Consider the following 15,332-nt stretch of genomic DNA (forward strand, 5'->3'; position numbering starts at 1 on the left):
GTGCCCCCTGTAGGATTCGAACCTACGCACCCGGCTCCGGAGGCCCCTTCACGATCATGCGTCGATCTGCGGCATCGCCCGCCGTGCAAGAGCGCCGACTCGCGAATGCCTCGCGCACAGCGCATAGCGCCAGCGGTACCGCAGGTGTCTTCCCGTGACGAATTGCCGGATGCAGCATGACCGCCTTCACGGCGGACTCGACGCACAAGGCACCTCTGAGCGGCGCGCGAAAGCGCGCCGCTCGCATGTCGGACGCGTTTGACCTCTCACTCCCGCCATCCAAAGCGCTGATCACCTCGGCGATACCGCGCGGCATGCGGCGCGCATCGTCACAGAAGGCGTTCCTCCGCGCCCTGCGCGAGGATCCCGCAGTCCTGGGTCTCCGCTACGACGGGTACGGCAACCTCTTGCGCGTCGCCGCGGTGGTCGCCTGGGCCGCCGACTGGAAGACCATGTGCTCTCGGCCGACGATCGCCAAGGTCGTCGAGGAGACCGGCCTCGCCAAGGCGACCGTCAAGCGCTGGATCAGATGGCTGCGCGAGCATGGCTGGCTCGGCGTGGTGGAGCAGGGCTCCACCGTCCGCTTCCGCAAGGGCACGAGCGCGGGCCTGGACGATGACGGCCTGGGCAACCGCGCGGCTCTCTGGGTGATCTGCATCCCTCGCAACATCGCTCCTACCTCAACCGGATACACCTCATCTGACCAGGCACAACACGCAAGTGAACCCTCCTCCTTGTCTCTCCCTAGGAGAGACAAGGAAGATCCCACGCGCACGCGCGAGGCCCCTCGCCGAACCCGCCGCAGCCCACGTATCTCGCCGCCCTGGGGACTCCATCAATCGCCGAGGAACAAACGCGATCGACTCGCAGCCTGCGAACGTCTCCGGCAGGAGTCCGGCGTCCTTCGCCGGATGACGGCCTGGTATCTGCGGTGGCTGCTGCGGGCCTTTCTCCTCGCTGGCTGGACCCCCGCCGATGTGCTCCACGCGCTCGACGTCCGAGCCGATGGCAGTGCGTGGACGTACACCTGGGCGAGCGTCGACGAGCTGCGGCACATCCCCGGTTGGATGAGGAACCGCCTCGCGGCCTGGATGGGCGGGGATGGCCAGGTTCTGCCGTCTCGGTCGCAGCGCGTGGCTGCAGCCACGCGGGAGGTGGAGGAGCTGAGGCGTCGCCGCGCCGAGGAGCACGGCCGGCGTCTGGCGCAGCGTGTGGACTCGGGCGGCGAGGACGGGCCGGCCGCGCGGGCGCGGGCGCTGCTGGTGGCGACGAGCCCGAGTTTCGCCGCCGCGTTGCAGCGGACTCGCCTGCTCCGCAGAAGCGCACACTAGACCTGTCGTTGTCCACGGTGACGCGCGAACAGGTCCGCTCCGGTCGCGGTGGTACCGGACACGTCCTAGTTCCGTCTGAAGCGACTACAGGGCATCTGAGGTGCGGTTTCCGGACTCAAGGTGCACTGTCCCCTTTAGGTATACATACATGCGGTGATCCTGGTAAGATCGAGATCCAACCGAATACCAAGATCACATAGTCCCTCACCAGCGGAAACGTCGAAAGGACGCGGCGCATGAACTCCCCCGCCACCACCTTCGACCCGATCCCCTCCGGCACCATCCCCCTCCCCGCTGACATCGCCTCTTGGGCCCTGTCCGCGAAGGGCGGCAGCGTCTCCAACGCCATGAACGCCATCGCCTACAGCGTGGCCGCACACACCTTCGGCGACTGGAACCACCTGCGCTGGGACGCGATGCTTCACAGCGCACTCTGGCACTGGCGCAGCTTCGCCACCAACTACGTCGCGGCGCACTTCGCGGACCACTACAGCAACTTCTACGACGATCTCACCTTTGACCAGCTCACCAAGAAGGACGCCACGCAACTGCTCGGCACCCTCGTCGAGCTGGCCACCAAGCAACTACCTGAAAGCGCAAGCGCTACCGCAACCTGAATACAAAGCCGAATACGACAGCGGTACCGGAAGCGAACTCGCCTCGCCCACCACGGGCGAGGCGTTCCTGTTCACAGAGAAGGGACCACCGTGATGACCGCCACCACGGCACCTACCGACACCACCTCAACCAACGCCACGCCCGTCCAGATCGGCGAGCAGCTCGTCCATCTCCTCCGCGCCGCCAACGGATGCACCGCTCAGGTGGTTGCGCGCCAACCCGGTGTGTACGACCACCTCCACGAGGCGCTTCTCGAACTGCTTCGCACGCAGGGCTGGGGGCCGCGCCAAGCCGAAGAGGTGATCATGGCCGTGATACTCGACCCGAGCGCGACGCTGCAGGAGACGATGCGGCTGATGCAGGCGCCGGTCGTCACACCACCAATGGCCGAGCAGGTCCGGGTGGCCGCCTGCAAGCAGCTCGACATCGACCCCGACTCGCCTCACGGCCCGCAACTGCTGCCCGAGTGGGACGACCCCGACCGCCAGTGGGTCATCGCCTGGACGGCTGGCGAGTGGACCTACATGTTCCCAGACGGCGGCTGCAACGAGGACGGGATCGAGTTCCCCGAGGTCCAGTTGCCAACCGGCGTGTGGGTCGAGCGCATCAGCGACTACGCCATCACCGTATTCCACCGCTGAAAACGCCGGTGGCCGGACCTGTCACCAGGCCCGGCCACCGCAAACCCCCGCGCCACCACAACGCGGAAGAGAAACCAACCACCGCCAGAAGATCCGGTGAGTTGGGTTCATCCACCCTAACGCACCCACCGCGCACACCGAAGAGAGCGAGATCAGCATGTTCGATGACGATTTCGGCGCCGAGGCCGAGGCCATCGCGACCGCACGACTGGACGCCGACCTGGAACAGACCGCCATGGACGCCGCAGGCGACGCGCTGTACGCCGCCTGTGACCAGATGGGGATCTGCCTGCACGGTGTCGTGTTGGCCGTGGAGGAGACCCCCGTCGCCGCCCCGCGTCGCCACCGGTGCAAGTTCTGCCGCAAGGTCGCTACGCAGGAGGAGTTCGACACCGACCGGTCGGCCGCGTACTTGCTCCTGGAGGAGGCCGGAGTCCTGTGAACGTGTACCTCACCACCGAGCCGTGCCCCATGTGCGGGGCTGCCGCCGACCAGGACTGCGACCCCGGCTGCGTGCTCATGAAGGACCCGGGCGAATGGTTCGACGACCTCGGCATCTCCGACGCCGACCCGGGCCTGTGACCGTCCGGGCCGAAAGGGTCGCGTGGGGCCGCCTGCGACCAGATGAGCGCGGGCCCCACCGCACCGCCGCCTTGATCCTCGATGGGCGCCACTACCCAGTTTGCGTCGAGAGCGGCGACCTGACCTCCCGGCTACACCCCCGACTTACTCGAAAGGAGCACGACGTGATCGACCGCGATCCGCCATACGACCTGGAGGACCACGCCGCGTTGGCGGCCGAGGACTCCCCCTCATCGACCGGCGCGAAATGGTCGCCGAACCGAACCTCCCAGCAGATCATCGCGCGTCTGCAGAAGACGGGGTTCGAGGTCAAGGTGCCCGCCACGCCGCACGGCTCGGCATGGGAGCTCGTCCTGGACAAGCCTGGCGCCCGATGGTTCGGCGTGATCTGGGTGTCCAAGTGGAAGGGACGAGCGTTGCGTGCCTCGATCACGTGGCACCCCGAGGACCAGCCGCACCAGACCCGCAAGGCCGAGGGTGCCCGCGCCATCCGCGACCTCATCGCCCAGGTCGCCCCGTACGGCTGGGAGCAGCAAGACGCATGACCGACAACACCGTGAAGATCATCAGAAAGGAGCGGTAATGAACCCGCACACGTTAATGGCACGTGCCCACATCGCGCACTGGCAGGTCACGCAGGACGGCCATGCGCTCATCATGAGCCGCGACGACTGGAGCATGCGCGTCGAGTTCCACGGGGCCGCGCCGGCCAGAGCCGTCATCCGCAAGCCCGGATCGCCCGAGTGGCGTCACCTCGACCGGCGCGCAATCACCACGCACGTGCGCGGCCACCACGAGCAGATGACGATGTTCCGCATCGGCGACCGGGTGAAGGTCGGCGACCGGTGCGGAGTCGTCGCCGATATGTACGTCGAGACGCCGACCGCGCTCACAAACCGGGCATGCCCCGTCAAGCTGCTCGTCGAGTACTTCGGAGGTGAGCGCGGCACCCCCCACGTGACGTCCGCGCTGCGCCTGCCGACCCCGATCCACAGCTCCTAACCCCCCACCCCCACCACAACCAAGCGGTACCGCTGTAAAGCGACAGCGGTACCGCAGTCTTTCGAGAAGAAAGGTCATCGATGACCCCGACCAGAGGCCGCCGCAGGCGCCCCCGCTCCGGATGGAGCCCCGGCGACAAGCAGGCGTGGCAGGAGCGCAAGGACCGCGACAAGGCGATCGCCAACGACGCCGTCGTCAAGGCCGCCCGCGCGCTGTCGGAACGGCCGAATCTGATCGACGCGTTCCGTGAGTACGCGGCCCGCGTCCAAGCGCATCGGACGCTGCGTAACGCGCTGGCGCTGCTCGGGCAGAACCCCGCCGCGACCCGTGTCAAAAGCGCGTTCTTCTGGGCGAAGGAAGACCGTGCGGTTCTTCCGACCGCCGAGCCGATGTGCATCGTCGCCCGCCGCCGCGGCGGCAAGAAGGTCGAGGAGTTCGACAACCCCGAGACCGGACAGCCCGAAGAAGTCGACGCTGGCACGTGGACCGGCTTCACGAGTGAGCGCGTGTTCGACGTCCGCGACACCACGCCGAAGAACCGGCCGTGCGATCACTGCGGCACCCACCCCGGCCTGCGCTGCCCAGACTCATGCCCCGTCTACGAGCCCGTGCGCGGCACGGCGCCGACCCGAGACGAAGTGCTCGAACTGCTCGACCAGGTGCTGAAGGACGACGTCGGGTTCTACCCGGCCAACCTCGACGGCGGCGAAGGTGAGTAAGCGCCGTCGCCCGAAGGCAGGGCAGGCCCAACTCGACCTGTTCGACCTCGTCGGGTCCGAGGAAACCACCGCGCCGACCCTCCCGGCGCCGACCAGGGAAACGACGATCCAGCTGCCTGGGCCGCCTAAGGCAGCGCCCTCGGCCGCGCTGGCCACCACGAAGAAGGACTCAGCGCCAGCTCGGCCGGCCCCGGCGCTCCGCTCGTCCCCGCTCCGGATCGCTGAACGAGTCGCGGACGCCTGGCATTCGCACCACGGCGGCGGCGATATCGCCATCCCTGTGGGTGTGGTGGCGGCCCTGTCGATGTTCTCCCAGCGGGACCGCAATGGCCAGGACGTGGCGGCGCAGTTCCTCGCGCTCGACGCCGACGAGCTGCTGAACGTGCTGCGGGACCTCTGGAGTTGCATGTGGGTTCAGGCGCCGTACCTCATCGGGACGGCCGCGCGACCCCTGCACTGGTGGCTGTACGAGGAGCGCAAGCCGGAGCGGTACGTCGTCAAGGCCGTCCAGGCGGTCGCGCACGCCGCGCTCAAGGCCGGCCTGCTGGCCATCACCGGCTATCGCGAGCCGGAGATGCGCACCGATGACGACGTGCTCGGCCTGGTGCTGACTCTGCTACGCAGCAAGGGAGCCATGAGCGGGCTCGGCCAGTACTTCACGCCGGGCCCAGTGTGCGAGGTGATGGCCCGCTTCGTTCTCGGCAACGGCGACGACCTGCGGGCGGGCATGTGGATCGGCGAGCCCGCCGCCGGCACGGGCGGCATGCTGCGCGCCGCGGCGGTCGTGCTGCGCGATCTCGGCCACAACCCGGCCAACTTCGGGTGGGGGCTGAGCGAGCTCGACCCGATCGCCGCCGCATGCGCGGCCGTTAACTCGATTACTTGGGGACTCGGGCCGAACGTACTCATCCATGTCGGCAACACTCTCGCCGCCGACGACTGGATGGCGCTGGCGTTCAAGCAGCGCACCGACGCTCTCGACCACTTCGAGAACGTGCAGTTCGTGGCAGCGACCATCGCGGCTACCGAACAAGCGGTGGCCCTGATGAAGAAGCTCGGCGCCGCGTAGAGGCAGACCAGCCCCGGCCCTGATTGCACGGGTTCGCCCACGACTACGCCCTCATCGCTTAACGCCAGCGCCACCGCTTACAGAAGGAAGTCATCATGACCACAACCGCAATGATCGTGTTCGGCCACGACCTCGGCGGGCCCGCGGAACCCCTCGGCTGGAAGTTCCCCACCCGCCATGCCGAGCCTGCCGTGGACTGGTTCAACCCGTCCGACCCCGACGAGCTCAGCTTCGGTGAACAGGCCGCCGCCCACCTCCTCGCGCTCAAGGGCGAACACCCCAATCGTGACGGTCAGGACAGCGACCTGGCCGAAGACCTGTGGGGCGTTCACATGGTCTGGTACGGCAGCAAGGGCCGCGAAGGGTGGCTGCTGGGTTCGCACCGCACTATCGCGCCCGACCGGGCCGTGGCCGAGCCACTGGACATGCGGCAGCTCCTCGAGGAGGAGGGCGAGTACGCCGAGTTGCTACGGGCCGCGCTGGACGCGCTCGGCATTCCTGAGCCGGCCGCGCCGTCGTGGCTGCTAAGCGCTCGCGACACCTAATCAAAGCATGAAGCGACAGCGGTACCGCTTACGATCATGCCCGTCCCACCCCTGGGACGGGCCCATCCCCTCAGGAGGGACGACATGTCCAAACGAGAACCCAACTGGGACAGCCCGCACATCCGCATGACTCAACTCGACAGAACGATTTGCCCGCCGTGCGGGCGCTCGATCACCGTGTGCCGACACAGTCACCTCGGCCACCTCGCCGCCAGGGCGGAAGGCGAGACGTGGTTCTGGTCGCTCGTCATGCCGCTGAATTGGTCCGAGTTGACCGTCTGGGCAGCTCACACGGCGGCAGTCGAGTGGCACAAGCTGATCGCCGCTCTCGTCCAGGCCGAGAACCTGACGTGGAAGGAGGCGCACGCGAAGGCCGCCGCGATGATCGAGGAGGTTCGGCCGTGACGGAACGGACGAACCTGCCGAAGATGACCAAGCCTAAGCAGGCCCGGTTCAGCGCCTTCTGTGAGCTGCTTGAGCAGGAGGGCAACATCTCGGCCTTGGCCGCGCGGCTCCGTGTGACCGAGCGGACGATTCACCGGTACCTGGTGGATTTGGAAGGCGGCTCGCGTCGTACCACCCGGTACGAGGAGTTCATGCCGCAGGTCTTGGAGCACCTGCAGCGCTACCCGCACTCGCTGTTCACATCCACGGAGCTGGCGCGGGTGCTCGACATCAGGTACGGCAACCACTTCAAGTACGGCAACGGCTACGACGGCACTGCGCTCACCCCGACGCTGCGCAGGATGGAGCGCGAGGACCTCGTTCGCTCGGTGCTCGGATTCCGCAATGATCGTGACTATTCCATCCGTCTGCCTGTCACTCGCTGGCGGCTGGCCCAGGCTGGCGGCGCATGAGCGGCATGCGCTCGCGTTGCCAAAGGTGCAGAGTTCAGATCCGCAAGCGAGGGCTGCGCCGCGCCTGCGACCTGCGATGGTAGCGCGCTGGCCGGCCCGACACCGGTCCAACACCGACCAGCAAGGGCGGACGCCCACGAGAACGTGTACCGACGAGCACGCGGCCGAGACCCGGCGTGCGCTGGACACCGGGGAGGCCACGTCGTCGTATCAGCCGTTGCCGATCGACTCAACACAGCTAATTACGTCAGCGGTAGCGATGGCGAAATGAGCTACGCTTTGGCCATCGCATGGAAACGACGGGAGAAACCAGCATGGCGAAGAGGACGAAGGCCGACGTTGCTGCGGCCACGGGCGTGCCGATGAAGACCCTGAACGCGCTGATCGACTACGTCAAGGCTGAGGTCGCGGCCGGTAATGAGGTACAGTTCACCGGCTTCGGCGCGTTCAAGGCGGTGGTGTCGGCCGAGCGTGAGGTGCGTGTGCCGTCCACCGGCGAGACGAAGACGGCGCCGGCCAAGTTCCGGCCGAAGTTCTCGGCCGGGGCTGGCTTCAAGGACACTGTGGCGGCGGCACGGAAACCGTAGGGTGCCGAGCTGTTCAGCAGCAGAGCAAAGGGGCGAGGCCGAAGGGTATGGCCTCGCCCCTTCTCGTCTCTATTCGGGACGCACGGCACCTCGGCCCTTGAAGTCGAGGCGAACGCGCGAGAAGCGGTTGTCGCGTCCACACGAAGGTGGAACCCTCTAGCTACCACAGCCAGCTGCAGAGGGGCCGAGTTGAGCAACCTAGGGAACTTCGTCTGGTCCATAGCGGACCAGTTGCGAGGCGTCTACAAGCCGCACCAGTACGGCGGAGTCATCCTTCCGCTCACGATCCTGCGGCGGCTCGACTGCATCCTTGCCCCCACCTGCGACGAGGTCCGGGAACTGGCGAAGCAGTATGAAGGTGGAGCGCTCGACATCCAGGTGAAGCGCAAGACCGGCCTCGGCTTCTACAACACCTCCGAGTACGACTTCGCCCGGCTACTGGAGGACCCGGAGGGGCTGCGGGCGAACCTCCTTGACTACATCACCAAGTTCTCCACGAACATCGACGTCTTCGAGCGGTTCAAGTTCGAGAACGAGATCGCCACCCTCGATGAGAAGAACCGGCTCTACCTCGTGGTGGCCAAGTTCGCCGAGGTAGATCTGCACCCTGAAGTAGTGCCGAACGCAGAGATGGGTGACCTGTTCGAGGAACTCATCCGCAAGTTCGCCGAGGCATCCAACGAGGAGGCCGGCGAGCACTACACCCCTCGGGACGCCATCCGGCTCATGGTGGACCTGCTGTTCGCTGAGGACAACGAGGCCCTGCTGGAGCCCGGCACCATCCGCTCTATCTATGACCCCACTGCGGGCACCGGCGGCATGCTGTCAGTCGCCGAGGAGCGACTGCTGGAGCGTAACCCGCAGGCCCGCTTGCGGCTGTACGGCCAGGAGATCAACGACCAGTCGTACGCGATCTGCAAGTCCGACATGATCGCCAAGGGCCAGGACGCCGCGAACATCTGTCTGGGCGACACGCTGGCCGAGGACCTGTTCTGGGACAAGACCTTCGACTTCTGCATGTCCAACCCACCGTACGGCGTGGACTGGAAGGCATCCGAGGCGTCCGTCAAAGCCGAGCGGCTGAACAACGGCTCAGACGGGCGGTTCGGGCCCGGCCTCCCAGCCGTGAGCGACGGCCAGATGCTGTTCCTGACCCACTTGGCACACAAGATGCGCCCCGAGCACGAGGGGGGCGGACGGGCGGGCATCGTCCTCAACGGCTCTCCGCTGTTCTCCGGTGCGGCAGGGTCGGGCTCGTCCGAGATTCGCCGCTGGCTGCTGGAGAACGACTTGTTGGACGCTATCATCGCGTTGCCAACCAACATGTTCTTCAACACGGGCATCGCCACCTACATCTGGATCCTCGACAACACCAAGCACCCCGAGCGCAAGGGCCTGGTCCAGCTCATCGACGGCAGCTCGTTCTGGACCAAGATGCGCAAGAACCTCGGGGCTAAAAACCGCGAACTCAGCGACTCCGACCGCGCTAAGATCCTCCAGCTTTACGACGACTTCACCGACGCCGACCCCGACTTCTCCAAGGTGCTGCGCAACGACGAGTTCGGCTACTGGACCATCACCGTTGAGCGGCCACTGCTGGACGAGGACGGCAAGCCTGTCGTCGACCGCAAGGGGAAGCCAAAGCCCGACTCCAAGAAGCGCGACACCGAGAACGTGCCCTTCACCTACGGCGGCTCGACCGCCGGACCTGCGGGCAAGGCCGAGGTCATCCAAACCTACTTCGACGCCGAGGTGAAGCCGCACGTACCCGACTCCTGGATCGACTGGGCCAAGATCAAGGTCGGCTACGAGATCCCCTTCACCCGCCACTTCTACAAGTACGCCCCGCCCCGACCGCTCGCCGAAATAGATGCCGACCTGGAGAAGCAGGTCGCCAAAATCCTTGACCTGCTGCGGGAGGTCGAACAGTGACCGGGCCACTGTGGACGAAATTGCCGGACGGTTGGCTGACTGGCCGGGTGAAAAATGTCGCGACAGTCACGCTCGGCAAGATGCTCCAGAGCAAGGACGGCGGCAGTGACGTGCACGCGCCATACATGCGCGCAGCCAACGTGCAACCCGATGGCGTGCTTTCCCTCGATGACGTGAACGAGATGTGGTTCAGCGAAGCTGAACTGGAGCAGTTGAGCATTCGGGCGGGAGATGTCGTCGTTGTCGAAGGCGGACAAGGCGGATTCGGCCGTGCTGCCTACGTCGAAACCGACCTACCGGGCTGGGGGTTCCAGAATTCAATCAACCGACTGCGACCCTTCGGCGACTTCGATGGACGCTTCATCGCGTTCTACCTCATCGCGCTGCGGGCAAGCGGCTACATTCGCGCCTACAGCAACGTCGTGTCGATGCCACACCTTACGGCCGAAAAGCTAGCACGCGTACCGATCCCGCTGCCGCCGGTGGAGCAGCAGCGCGCCACCGCGGACTACCTCGACCGCGAGACCGCCCGCATCGACACGCTCATCGAGGAGCAGCGGCGCCTGATCGAGATGCTCTGCGAGCGGCGCGCAGCCGTGATCGCCGGAGAGTTCATTGCACCCGCAACTGGGCGACTCCGGTACGCGATCCAGTTCGCTCAGACAGGTCCGTTTGGGACCCAACTTTCCGCCGAGGAATATGTCGAGGGCGGCGTTCCAGTGGTGAATCCGACTCACATCAAACGTGGCGTAATTTCCCCGGACGCGATGATTTCCGTGACTCCAGAAAAGGCGGCCGAACTTAGACGGCACCAGTTGGAGGTTGGAGACATCGTTCTTGGGAGGAAGGGCGAAGTTGACAAGTCTGCCCTCGTCTCCGAGGCCGAAGCTGGCTACATCTGCGGATCGGACTCGATGCTGCTGCGTCCAAGCGAGGACGTTGATCCGCCTTACCTGTGGTGGTTCTTTCAGTCGCCGGAGTCGCACAGCCAGCTTGAGCAGTGGTCGGTAGGGTCGACGGTGGCTGGGCTGAATCAGACGACGATCTCAAGGATCGTACTACCGCTACCCTCACTCGTAGAGCAGCGCCGAATCGCGCAGCACCTATATGAGCAGATCGCGAAGACCAACGCGCTGATCGCGGAGACGGAGCGGTTCATCGAGCTCGCCCGTGAGCGGCGGTCTGCGCTGATCACGGCCGCTGTGACGGGGCAGATCGACGTGCGTGGGGTGGCGTAGTGGCCGACCACAACGAGGTCGTCTTCGAGACCGAGATCTGTGAGCACCTGGCGACCCACGGGTGGCTCTATTCGACTAGCGACACCGGCTATGACCGTGAGCGAGCACTGTTTCCCGCCGACTTCTTCAGCTGGCTGAGGGAGACGCAGGCCGAGCAGTTGGCGAAGATGGTCAAGCCCGGCTCGGCGGACATCGAGAAGCAGAAGAGTCAGTTGCTCGATCGGCTCGTGAAGGTGCTGGACACGCCGATGGAGAACGGCGGCGGCACCTTGAACGTGCTCCGTAACGGCTTCTCACACATGGCGGCCAAGTTCCAGATGTGCCAGTTCAAGCCGGAGTCGACGCTCAACACCAAGACGGTCGAGAACTACGGCAAGGTGCGCGTCCGGGTGATGCGGCAGGTCCACTTCTCCACCACCGATCAGCGCTCGGTCGACCTGGCGCTGTTCGTCAACGGCCTTCCCGTGGCGACCCTGGAACTGAAGACCGACTTCACCCAGACGGTCGAGGACGCCAAGAACCAGTACAAGACCAGCCGCCTGCCCAAGGACCCTGGCACCAACAAGGTCCAGCCACTGTTCGGATTCGGTTCCCGGGCGCTCGTCCACCTCGCCGTCTCCAACGACGAGGTCTGGATGACGACCAAACTGGCGGGCGACAAGACCCACTTCCTGCCGTTCAACCGCGGCACCGAGGACGGCGGGGCAGGGAACCCGCTCAACCCGAACGGCTCTCCCACCGCCTACCTGTGGGAGCGGGTACTCCAGCGCGACTCGCTGCTGACCATCCTCGGCCGCTTCATGTACATCAAGCACGAGACGACCACCGACCCGATCACGGGCCAGACCGCGAAGTCGTCCTCGCTGCGCTTCCCGCGCTTCCACCAGTGGGAGGCGGTCACCAGACTCACCGAGGCCGTCGTCGCCGAAGGCGCCGGCCACCGGTACCTGATTCAGCACTCCGCCGGGTCCGGCAAGACGGACTCGATCTCCTGGACCGCGCACCGGCTCGCACGGCTCCAGGTGGCCAACCAGAAAGTGTTCGACTCGGTCATCGTCGTCACCGACCGCAACGTGCTCGACGCCCAGTTACAGGATGCGATCAAGCAGATCGACAACGATCAGGGCATCGTCGTCGCTATTGACCGGGACGAGGCGCAGCGGGCCGGCGGATCCAAGTCGGGGCTGCTCGCGAAGGCGCTGAAGGACGGCAAGCTCATCATCGTCGTCACCATCCAGACCTTTCCGTTCGCGATGGCTGAGATCCGCGCCAACAAGGGCCTGAAGGGCAAGAAGTTCGCTGTCATCGCGGACGAGGCCCACTCCTCGCAGTCGGGCCGGGTCGCCTCGAAATTGAAGGCTGTCCTGACCGCAGAGGAACTCAAGGAACTCGAGGATGGCGGTGAGGTCGACGTCGAGACGATCCTTGCGGCGGAGGCGGAGGAGCGTGCCGAGTCCGCGAATATCTCCTACTTCGCGTTCACCGCGACCCCGAAGGCGAAGACGCTGGAGCTGTTCGGCCGCGTGCCCGAAGGCACGGACCTGCCGCCGCAGCCGTTCCACGTCTACACGATGAAGCAGGCCATCGAAGAGGGCTACATCATCGACGTCCTGAAGGGCTACCACTCCTTCAAGTTGGCCTTCCGTATCGGACAAAGCGCCGCGAGCGAAACCAGCACTGAGGTAGATCAGGCGCAGGCCACCAAGGAGGTCATGCGCTGGGTCAAGCTGAACCCCCAGACCATCGCCCAGAAGGCGGCGATCATCGTCGAGCACTTCCGCGACAACGTCGCCCACCTGCTCGACGGCCATGCGAAGGCGATGGTGGTAACCGACTCTCGCAAGGCGGCCGTCCGCTACAAGCTGGCGATCGACAAGTACATCGGGAAGAAGGGCTACGGCTACGGCACGCTCGTCGCGTTCTCCGGAGGCGTACAGGACCTGGAGTCGGGGCCGGAGGACTTCACCGAATCGTCGATGAATCCCGGCATCTACGACCTGCGCAATGCGTTCAAGGGCGGCGAGTACAAGGTCATGATCGTCGCGAACAAGTTTCAGACCGGCTTCGACCAGCCGCTTCTGTGCGCGATGTATGTGGACCGCAAGTTGTCCGGGGTCACCGCCGTCCAGACCCTTAGCCGGTTGAACCGCACCTACGTCACCCCGTCGGGAGTACGGAAGGACGAGCGGATGACCCATGTCGTCGACTTCGTCAACGACCCCGAAGGGATTCGCGACTCGTTCGAGCCGTACTACACCGACGCCTTCCTGGAGACTGTCACTGACCCCAACCTGGTCCACGACCTGATCGCGAAGCTGGACCAGTCCGGCATCTACACCGAGGCCGAGGTCGACCAGTGCGCTGATGCATGGGTGAAGAACAAGGGCAACAACGCCCTCGCAGCGGCCATCGGCCCGGGTAAGAAACGGTTCCAGGAGCGCTACACCTCGGCGCTCGTCGACAACGGCGGGCAGGGAGACAAGGTCGCACTCGGCGAACTCGACATGTTCCGCAAGGACGTCGGTACGTTCGTTCGGCTCTACGACTTCATGAGCCAAATCATCAACTATGGCGACTCGGCGCTGGAGAAGAAGTCGATCTACCTGCGACTGCTGGAGCGCCGCATCCAGCCGAACAACTACACCGCGCCGATCGACCTGTCCGACATGGTCCTGAAGGCAGTCAAGCAGGTCGACAAGGGCGAGGCCGACATCAGCCTGGGGGCCCGCATCGGGCTACACGGTGCCACAGCGGCCGGCTCGGGCGTCAAGAAGGACCCCACGATGGTCGCCTTTCAGGCTGTCCTGGACCGGCTCAACGACCTGTTCGGCAACGAGGACTTCACTCAGGACCAGAAGGTCTCCTTCCTGGAGTCTCTTCTACGGACGTTGCTCGCTGACGATGCGCTCGTCCAGCAAGCCCGGGTCAACACCGCGAAGCAGTTCGCGGAGAGCCCCGACTTCGACGACGCAGTGACTGGGGCGGTCGCGGACAATCAGAGCGCCCACAACAAGATGGCCGATTACTTCTTCACTAACGCTCCTGGGCGCTCTCAGTTGGTCGCGGACATCGCTAAGTGGTTTTACAAAGTGGCACTAGAAAGCGGCAACGAGTGAGTGCGGTTGGTCTCAGCGGCATAGCTGCTGCAGATGCCAGAGGCGCCCGCCGTAGGGTTGATGATGAATCGCGGCCTGCGATCAATCTGTGCGCGGAATCCCGAGACGATCGCCGTAGTCGTTCAGCGCTTCGGCGATGACTTCCCCGCCCGTCCGCGACTGCTGGACACACACCGCCACCAGGCGCGCCCGCGTGTTTTGCGTCAAGCGGACACTCGCCGGCTTCGGCCCGCCGCTCGATTTCGCGTTACGTGGTGTCGGCAAGGCAACTTCCGCCCCCTCTGGCATCACCTCCGACACGCCCTGACGGGAGGCGTACGCGTTGATGGCCTCCTCCCACACCCCCTGGAGGTTCTTGCCCGTCCGTTCCGCCGCCGCCTTCACCCGCTTACGCGTGGCGTCGTCGAGTCGCGCGCCAGTTGCGTACAGCGTGGGCCGCTCGACCACCTTGTCCCGGTCGTACTCGCCAGGGATGCCCAGCTCGTCGAACCAAGCGTTAAGCGCCTCGACGACGCACTCGCTCCCGCCTAGTCCGAGCCGGGATGCCACAGCGGCGAGCCGCGCCCGCGTGTTAGTCGTGAGCCGTACCGTCGCGCGAGCGAGGTCCTGGCCTGCTGTGCGGTACTCCGCAGGGGAGGGCAACTCCATGTTCGCATTGGCGGGCATCTCCTCCTGGATGCCGCGCTGATTGGCGAAGAAGTTGATGGCCTCTTCCCATGCACCCTGAAGCCCCAGTCCGGTGCGCGCGACGGCGACCGTAAGCCGATCATCCGTGTCCGGGTCTAGGCGAGCACTCGTGCTGTGCAGGCCGGTCCACTGCACTTCGCGGACACGCATGGGCCTGCGCCGCTCGGGCGTCTGCGGTTCCGCTGCCGCTTTTCCAGGTTCGACGACCTCGGCGGACCTGGGGTTGGACTGCTTGCGGGGCATGGCGCGCACTCCGGGTGGTGGTGGCAGGGCGGGTAGGTGCTGTGTCTCACCGTATTGGGTCGGCGCTTCTTTGTCGCGTCCCTCTTGTCCATTTTGTCCGTTTTGGAGCGTTCACAAGATGTCCCCTAACGGTATTGAGACGTCCGATGATCCGTTAGCATCGAA

At 65.4% G+C, this 15,332-nt stretch carries 17 protein-coding genes; 16 read left to right on the plus strand and 1 reads right to left on the minus strand.

Annotated features, from left to right (window positions below; all coding sequences use genetic code 11):
• The first annotated feature begins 176 nt into the window (after window positions 1-176).
• From V5E28_RS39100 to V5E28_RS39175, 16 genes are all read left to right on the plus strand, one after another.
• Complete coding sequence (locus V5E28_RS39100; protein ID WP_336214696.1) at window positions 177-1,331, plus strand: hypothetical protein; 1,155 nt, start codon at window positions 177-179, stop codon at window positions 1,329-1,331.
• Window positions 1,332-1,567: 236 nt separating this feature from the next.
• Window positions 1,568-1,948, plus strand: a complete 381-nt coding sequence (locus tag V5E28_RS39105; protein WP_336214697.1) for a hypothetical protein — start codon at window positions 1,568-1,570, stop codon at window positions 1,946-1,948.
• A gap of 93 nt (window positions 1,949-2,041) precedes the next feature.
• On the plus strand, window positions 2,042-2,590 hold the full coding sequence (locus V5E28_RS39110) for a hypothetical protein (protein ID WP_336214699.1): 549 nt from the start codon (window positions 2,042-2,044) through the stop codon (window positions 2,588-2,590).
• Window positions 2,591-2,747: 157 nt separating this feature from the next.
• Window positions 2,748-3,032: a hypothetical protein gene (locus tag V5E28_RS39115; protein WP_336214701.1), complete on the plus strand. Its 285-nt coding sequence runs from the start codon at window positions 2,748-2,750 to the stop codon at window positions 3,030-3,032.
• Window positions 3,029-3,172 carry a hypothetical protein gene (locus V5E28_RS39120; protein ID WP_336214703.1) on the plus strand — a complete coding sequence of 48 codons (144 nt, stop codon included), beginning with the start codon at window positions 3,029-3,031 and terminating at the stop codon, window positions 3,170-3,172. The genes V5E28_RS39115 and V5E28_RS39120 overlap by 4 nt, the downstream gene beginning before the upstream one ends.
• Before the next feature lie 164 nt (window positions 3,173-3,336).
• Entirely contained in the window at window positions 3,337-3,717 is a 381-nt protein-coding gene (locus tag V5E28_RS39125; RefSeq protein WP_336214705.1) for a hypothetical protein, read from the plus strand.
• A 37-nt stretch (window positions 3,718-3,754) separates the two neighbouring features.
• Entirely contained in the window at window positions 3,755-4,174 is a 420-nt protein-coding gene (locus tag V5E28_RS39130) for a hypothetical protein (RefSeq protein WP_336214707.1), read from the plus strand.
• An 80-nt stretch (window positions 4,175-4,254) separates the two neighbouring features.
• Window positions 4,255-4,893: a hypothetical protein gene (locus V5E28_RS39135; protein ID WP_336214708.1), complete on the plus strand. Its 639-nt coding sequence runs from the start codon at window positions 4,255-4,257 to the stop codon at window positions 4,891-4,893.
• A 280-nt stretch (window positions 4,894-5,173) separates the two neighbouring features.
• Window positions 5,174-5,962 carry an N-6 DNA methylase gene (locus tag V5E28_RS39140; RefSeq protein ID WP_336214709.1) on the plus strand — a complete coding sequence of 263 codons (789 nt, stop codon included), beginning with the start codon at window positions 5,174-5,176 and terminating at the stop codon, window positions 5,960-5,962.
• A 95-nt stretch (window positions 5,963-6,057) separates the two neighbouring features.
• Window positions 6,058-6,507 (plus strand): hypothetical protein, encoded by a 450-nt coding sequence (locus V5E28_RS39145; RefSeq protein WP_336214711.1) that lies wholly within the window; start codon window positions 6,058-6,060, stop codon window positions 6,505-6,507.
• Window positions 6,508-6,591: 84 nt separating this feature from the next.
• On the plus strand, window positions 6,592-6,912 hold the full coding sequence (locus V5E28_RS39150) for a hypothetical protein (protein WP_336214712.1): 321 nt from the start codon (window positions 6,592-6,594) through the stop codon (window positions 6,910-6,912).
• A complete protein-coding gene (locus tag V5E28_RS39155; RefSeq protein ID WP_336214713.1) occupies window positions 6,909-7,364 on the plus strand; it encodes a hypothetical protein in 456 nt (151 codons plus the stop codon). Before V5E28_RS39150 ends, V5E28_RS39155 begins: the two co-directional genes overlap by 4 nt.
• A 314-nt stretch (window positions 7,365-7,678) precedes the next feature.
• Window positions 7,679-7,951 (plus strand): HU family DNA-binding protein, encoded by a 273-nt coding sequence (locus tag V5E28_RS39160; RefSeq protein WP_336214714.1) that lies wholly within the window; start codon window positions 7,679-7,681, stop codon window positions 7,949-7,951.
• A gap of 189 nt (window positions 7,952-8,140) precedes the next feature.
• Window positions 8,141-9,883, plus strand: a complete 1,743-nt coding sequence (locus tag V5E28_RS39165; protein WP_336214715.1) for a class I SAM-dependent DNA methyltransferase — start codon at window positions 8,141-8,143, stop codon at window positions 9,881-9,883.
• Entirely contained in the window at window positions 9,880-11,121 is a 1,242-nt protein-coding gene (locus tag V5E28_RS39170; protein WP_336214716.1) for a restriction endonuclease subunit S, read from the plus strand. Before V5E28_RS39165 ends, V5E28_RS39170 begins: the two co-directional genes overlap by 4 nt.
• Window positions 11,121-14,237, plus strand: coding sequence for a type I restriction endonuclease subunit R (locus V5E28_RS39175; protein ID WP_336214718.1), 3,117 nt, complete (start codon window positions 11,121-11,123; stop codon window positions 14,235-14,237). Before V5E28_RS39170 ends, V5E28_RS39175 begins: the two co-directional genes overlap by 1 nt.
• A gap of 81 nt (window positions 14,238-14,318) precedes the next feature.
• On the opposite strand, the gene V5E28_RS39180 is transcribed toward V5E28_RS39175, so the two are convergent.
• Window positions 14,319-15,167 carry a hypothetical protein gene (locus tag V5E28_RS39180; protein ID WP_336214720.1) on the minus strand — a complete coding sequence of 283 codons (849 nt, stop codon included), beginning with the start codon at window positions 15,165-15,167 and terminating at the stop codon, window positions 14,319-14,321.
• Window positions 15,168-15,332: the final 165 nt, after the last annotated feature.

The sequence above is a fragment of the Nonomuraea sp. LPB2021202275-12-8 genome (assembly GCF_037044575.1).
In the GTDB taxonomy this organism is placed as follows: domain Bacteria; phylum Actinomycetota; class Actinomycetes; order Streptosporangiales; family Streptosporangiaceae; genus Nonomuraea.

Excerpts from the sequence above, each read along its gene's own strand:
- V5E28_RS39100 (WP_336214696.1), top strand. The coding sequence starts at position 177 with ATGACCGCCTTCACGGCGGACTCGACGCACAAGGCACCTCTGAGCGGC.
- V5E28_RS39105 (WP_336214697.1), top strand. The coding sequence starts at position 1,568 with ATGAACTCCCCCGCCACCACCTTCGACCCGATCCCCTCCGGCACCATC.
- V5E28_RS39110 (WP_336214699.1), top strand. The coding sequence starts at position 2,042 with ATGACCGCCACCACGGCACCTACCGACACCACCTCAACCAACGCCACG.
- V5E28_RS39115 (WP_336214701.1), top strand. The coding sequence starts at position 2,748 with ATGTTCGATGACGATTTCGGCGCCGAGGCCGAGGCCATCGCGACCGCA.
- V5E28_RS39130 (WP_336214707.1), top strand. The coding sequence starts at position 3,755 with ATGAACCCGCACACGTTAATGGCACGTGCCCACATCGCGCACTGGCAG.
- V5E28_RS39135 (WP_336214708.1), top strand. The coding sequence starts at position 4,255 with ATGACCCCGACCAGAGGCCGCCGCAGGCGCCCCCGCTCCGGATGGAGC.
- V5E28_RS39145 (WP_336214711.1), top strand. The coding sequence starts at position 6,058 with ATGACCACAACCGCAATGATCGTGTTCGGCCACGACCTCGGCGGGCCC.
- V5E28_RS39150 (WP_336214712.1), top strand. The coding sequence starts at position 6,592 with ATGTCCAAACGAGAACCCAACTGGGACAGCCCGCACATCCGCATGACT.
- V5E28_RS39160 (WP_336214714.1), top strand. The coding sequence starts at position 7,679 with ATGGCGAAGAGGACGAAGGCCGACGTTGCTGCGGCCACGGGCGTGCCG.
- V5E28_RS39180 (WP_336214720.1), bottom strand. The coding sequence starts at position 15,167 with ATGCCCCGCAAGCAGTCCAACCCCAGGTCCGCCGAGGTCGTCGAACCT.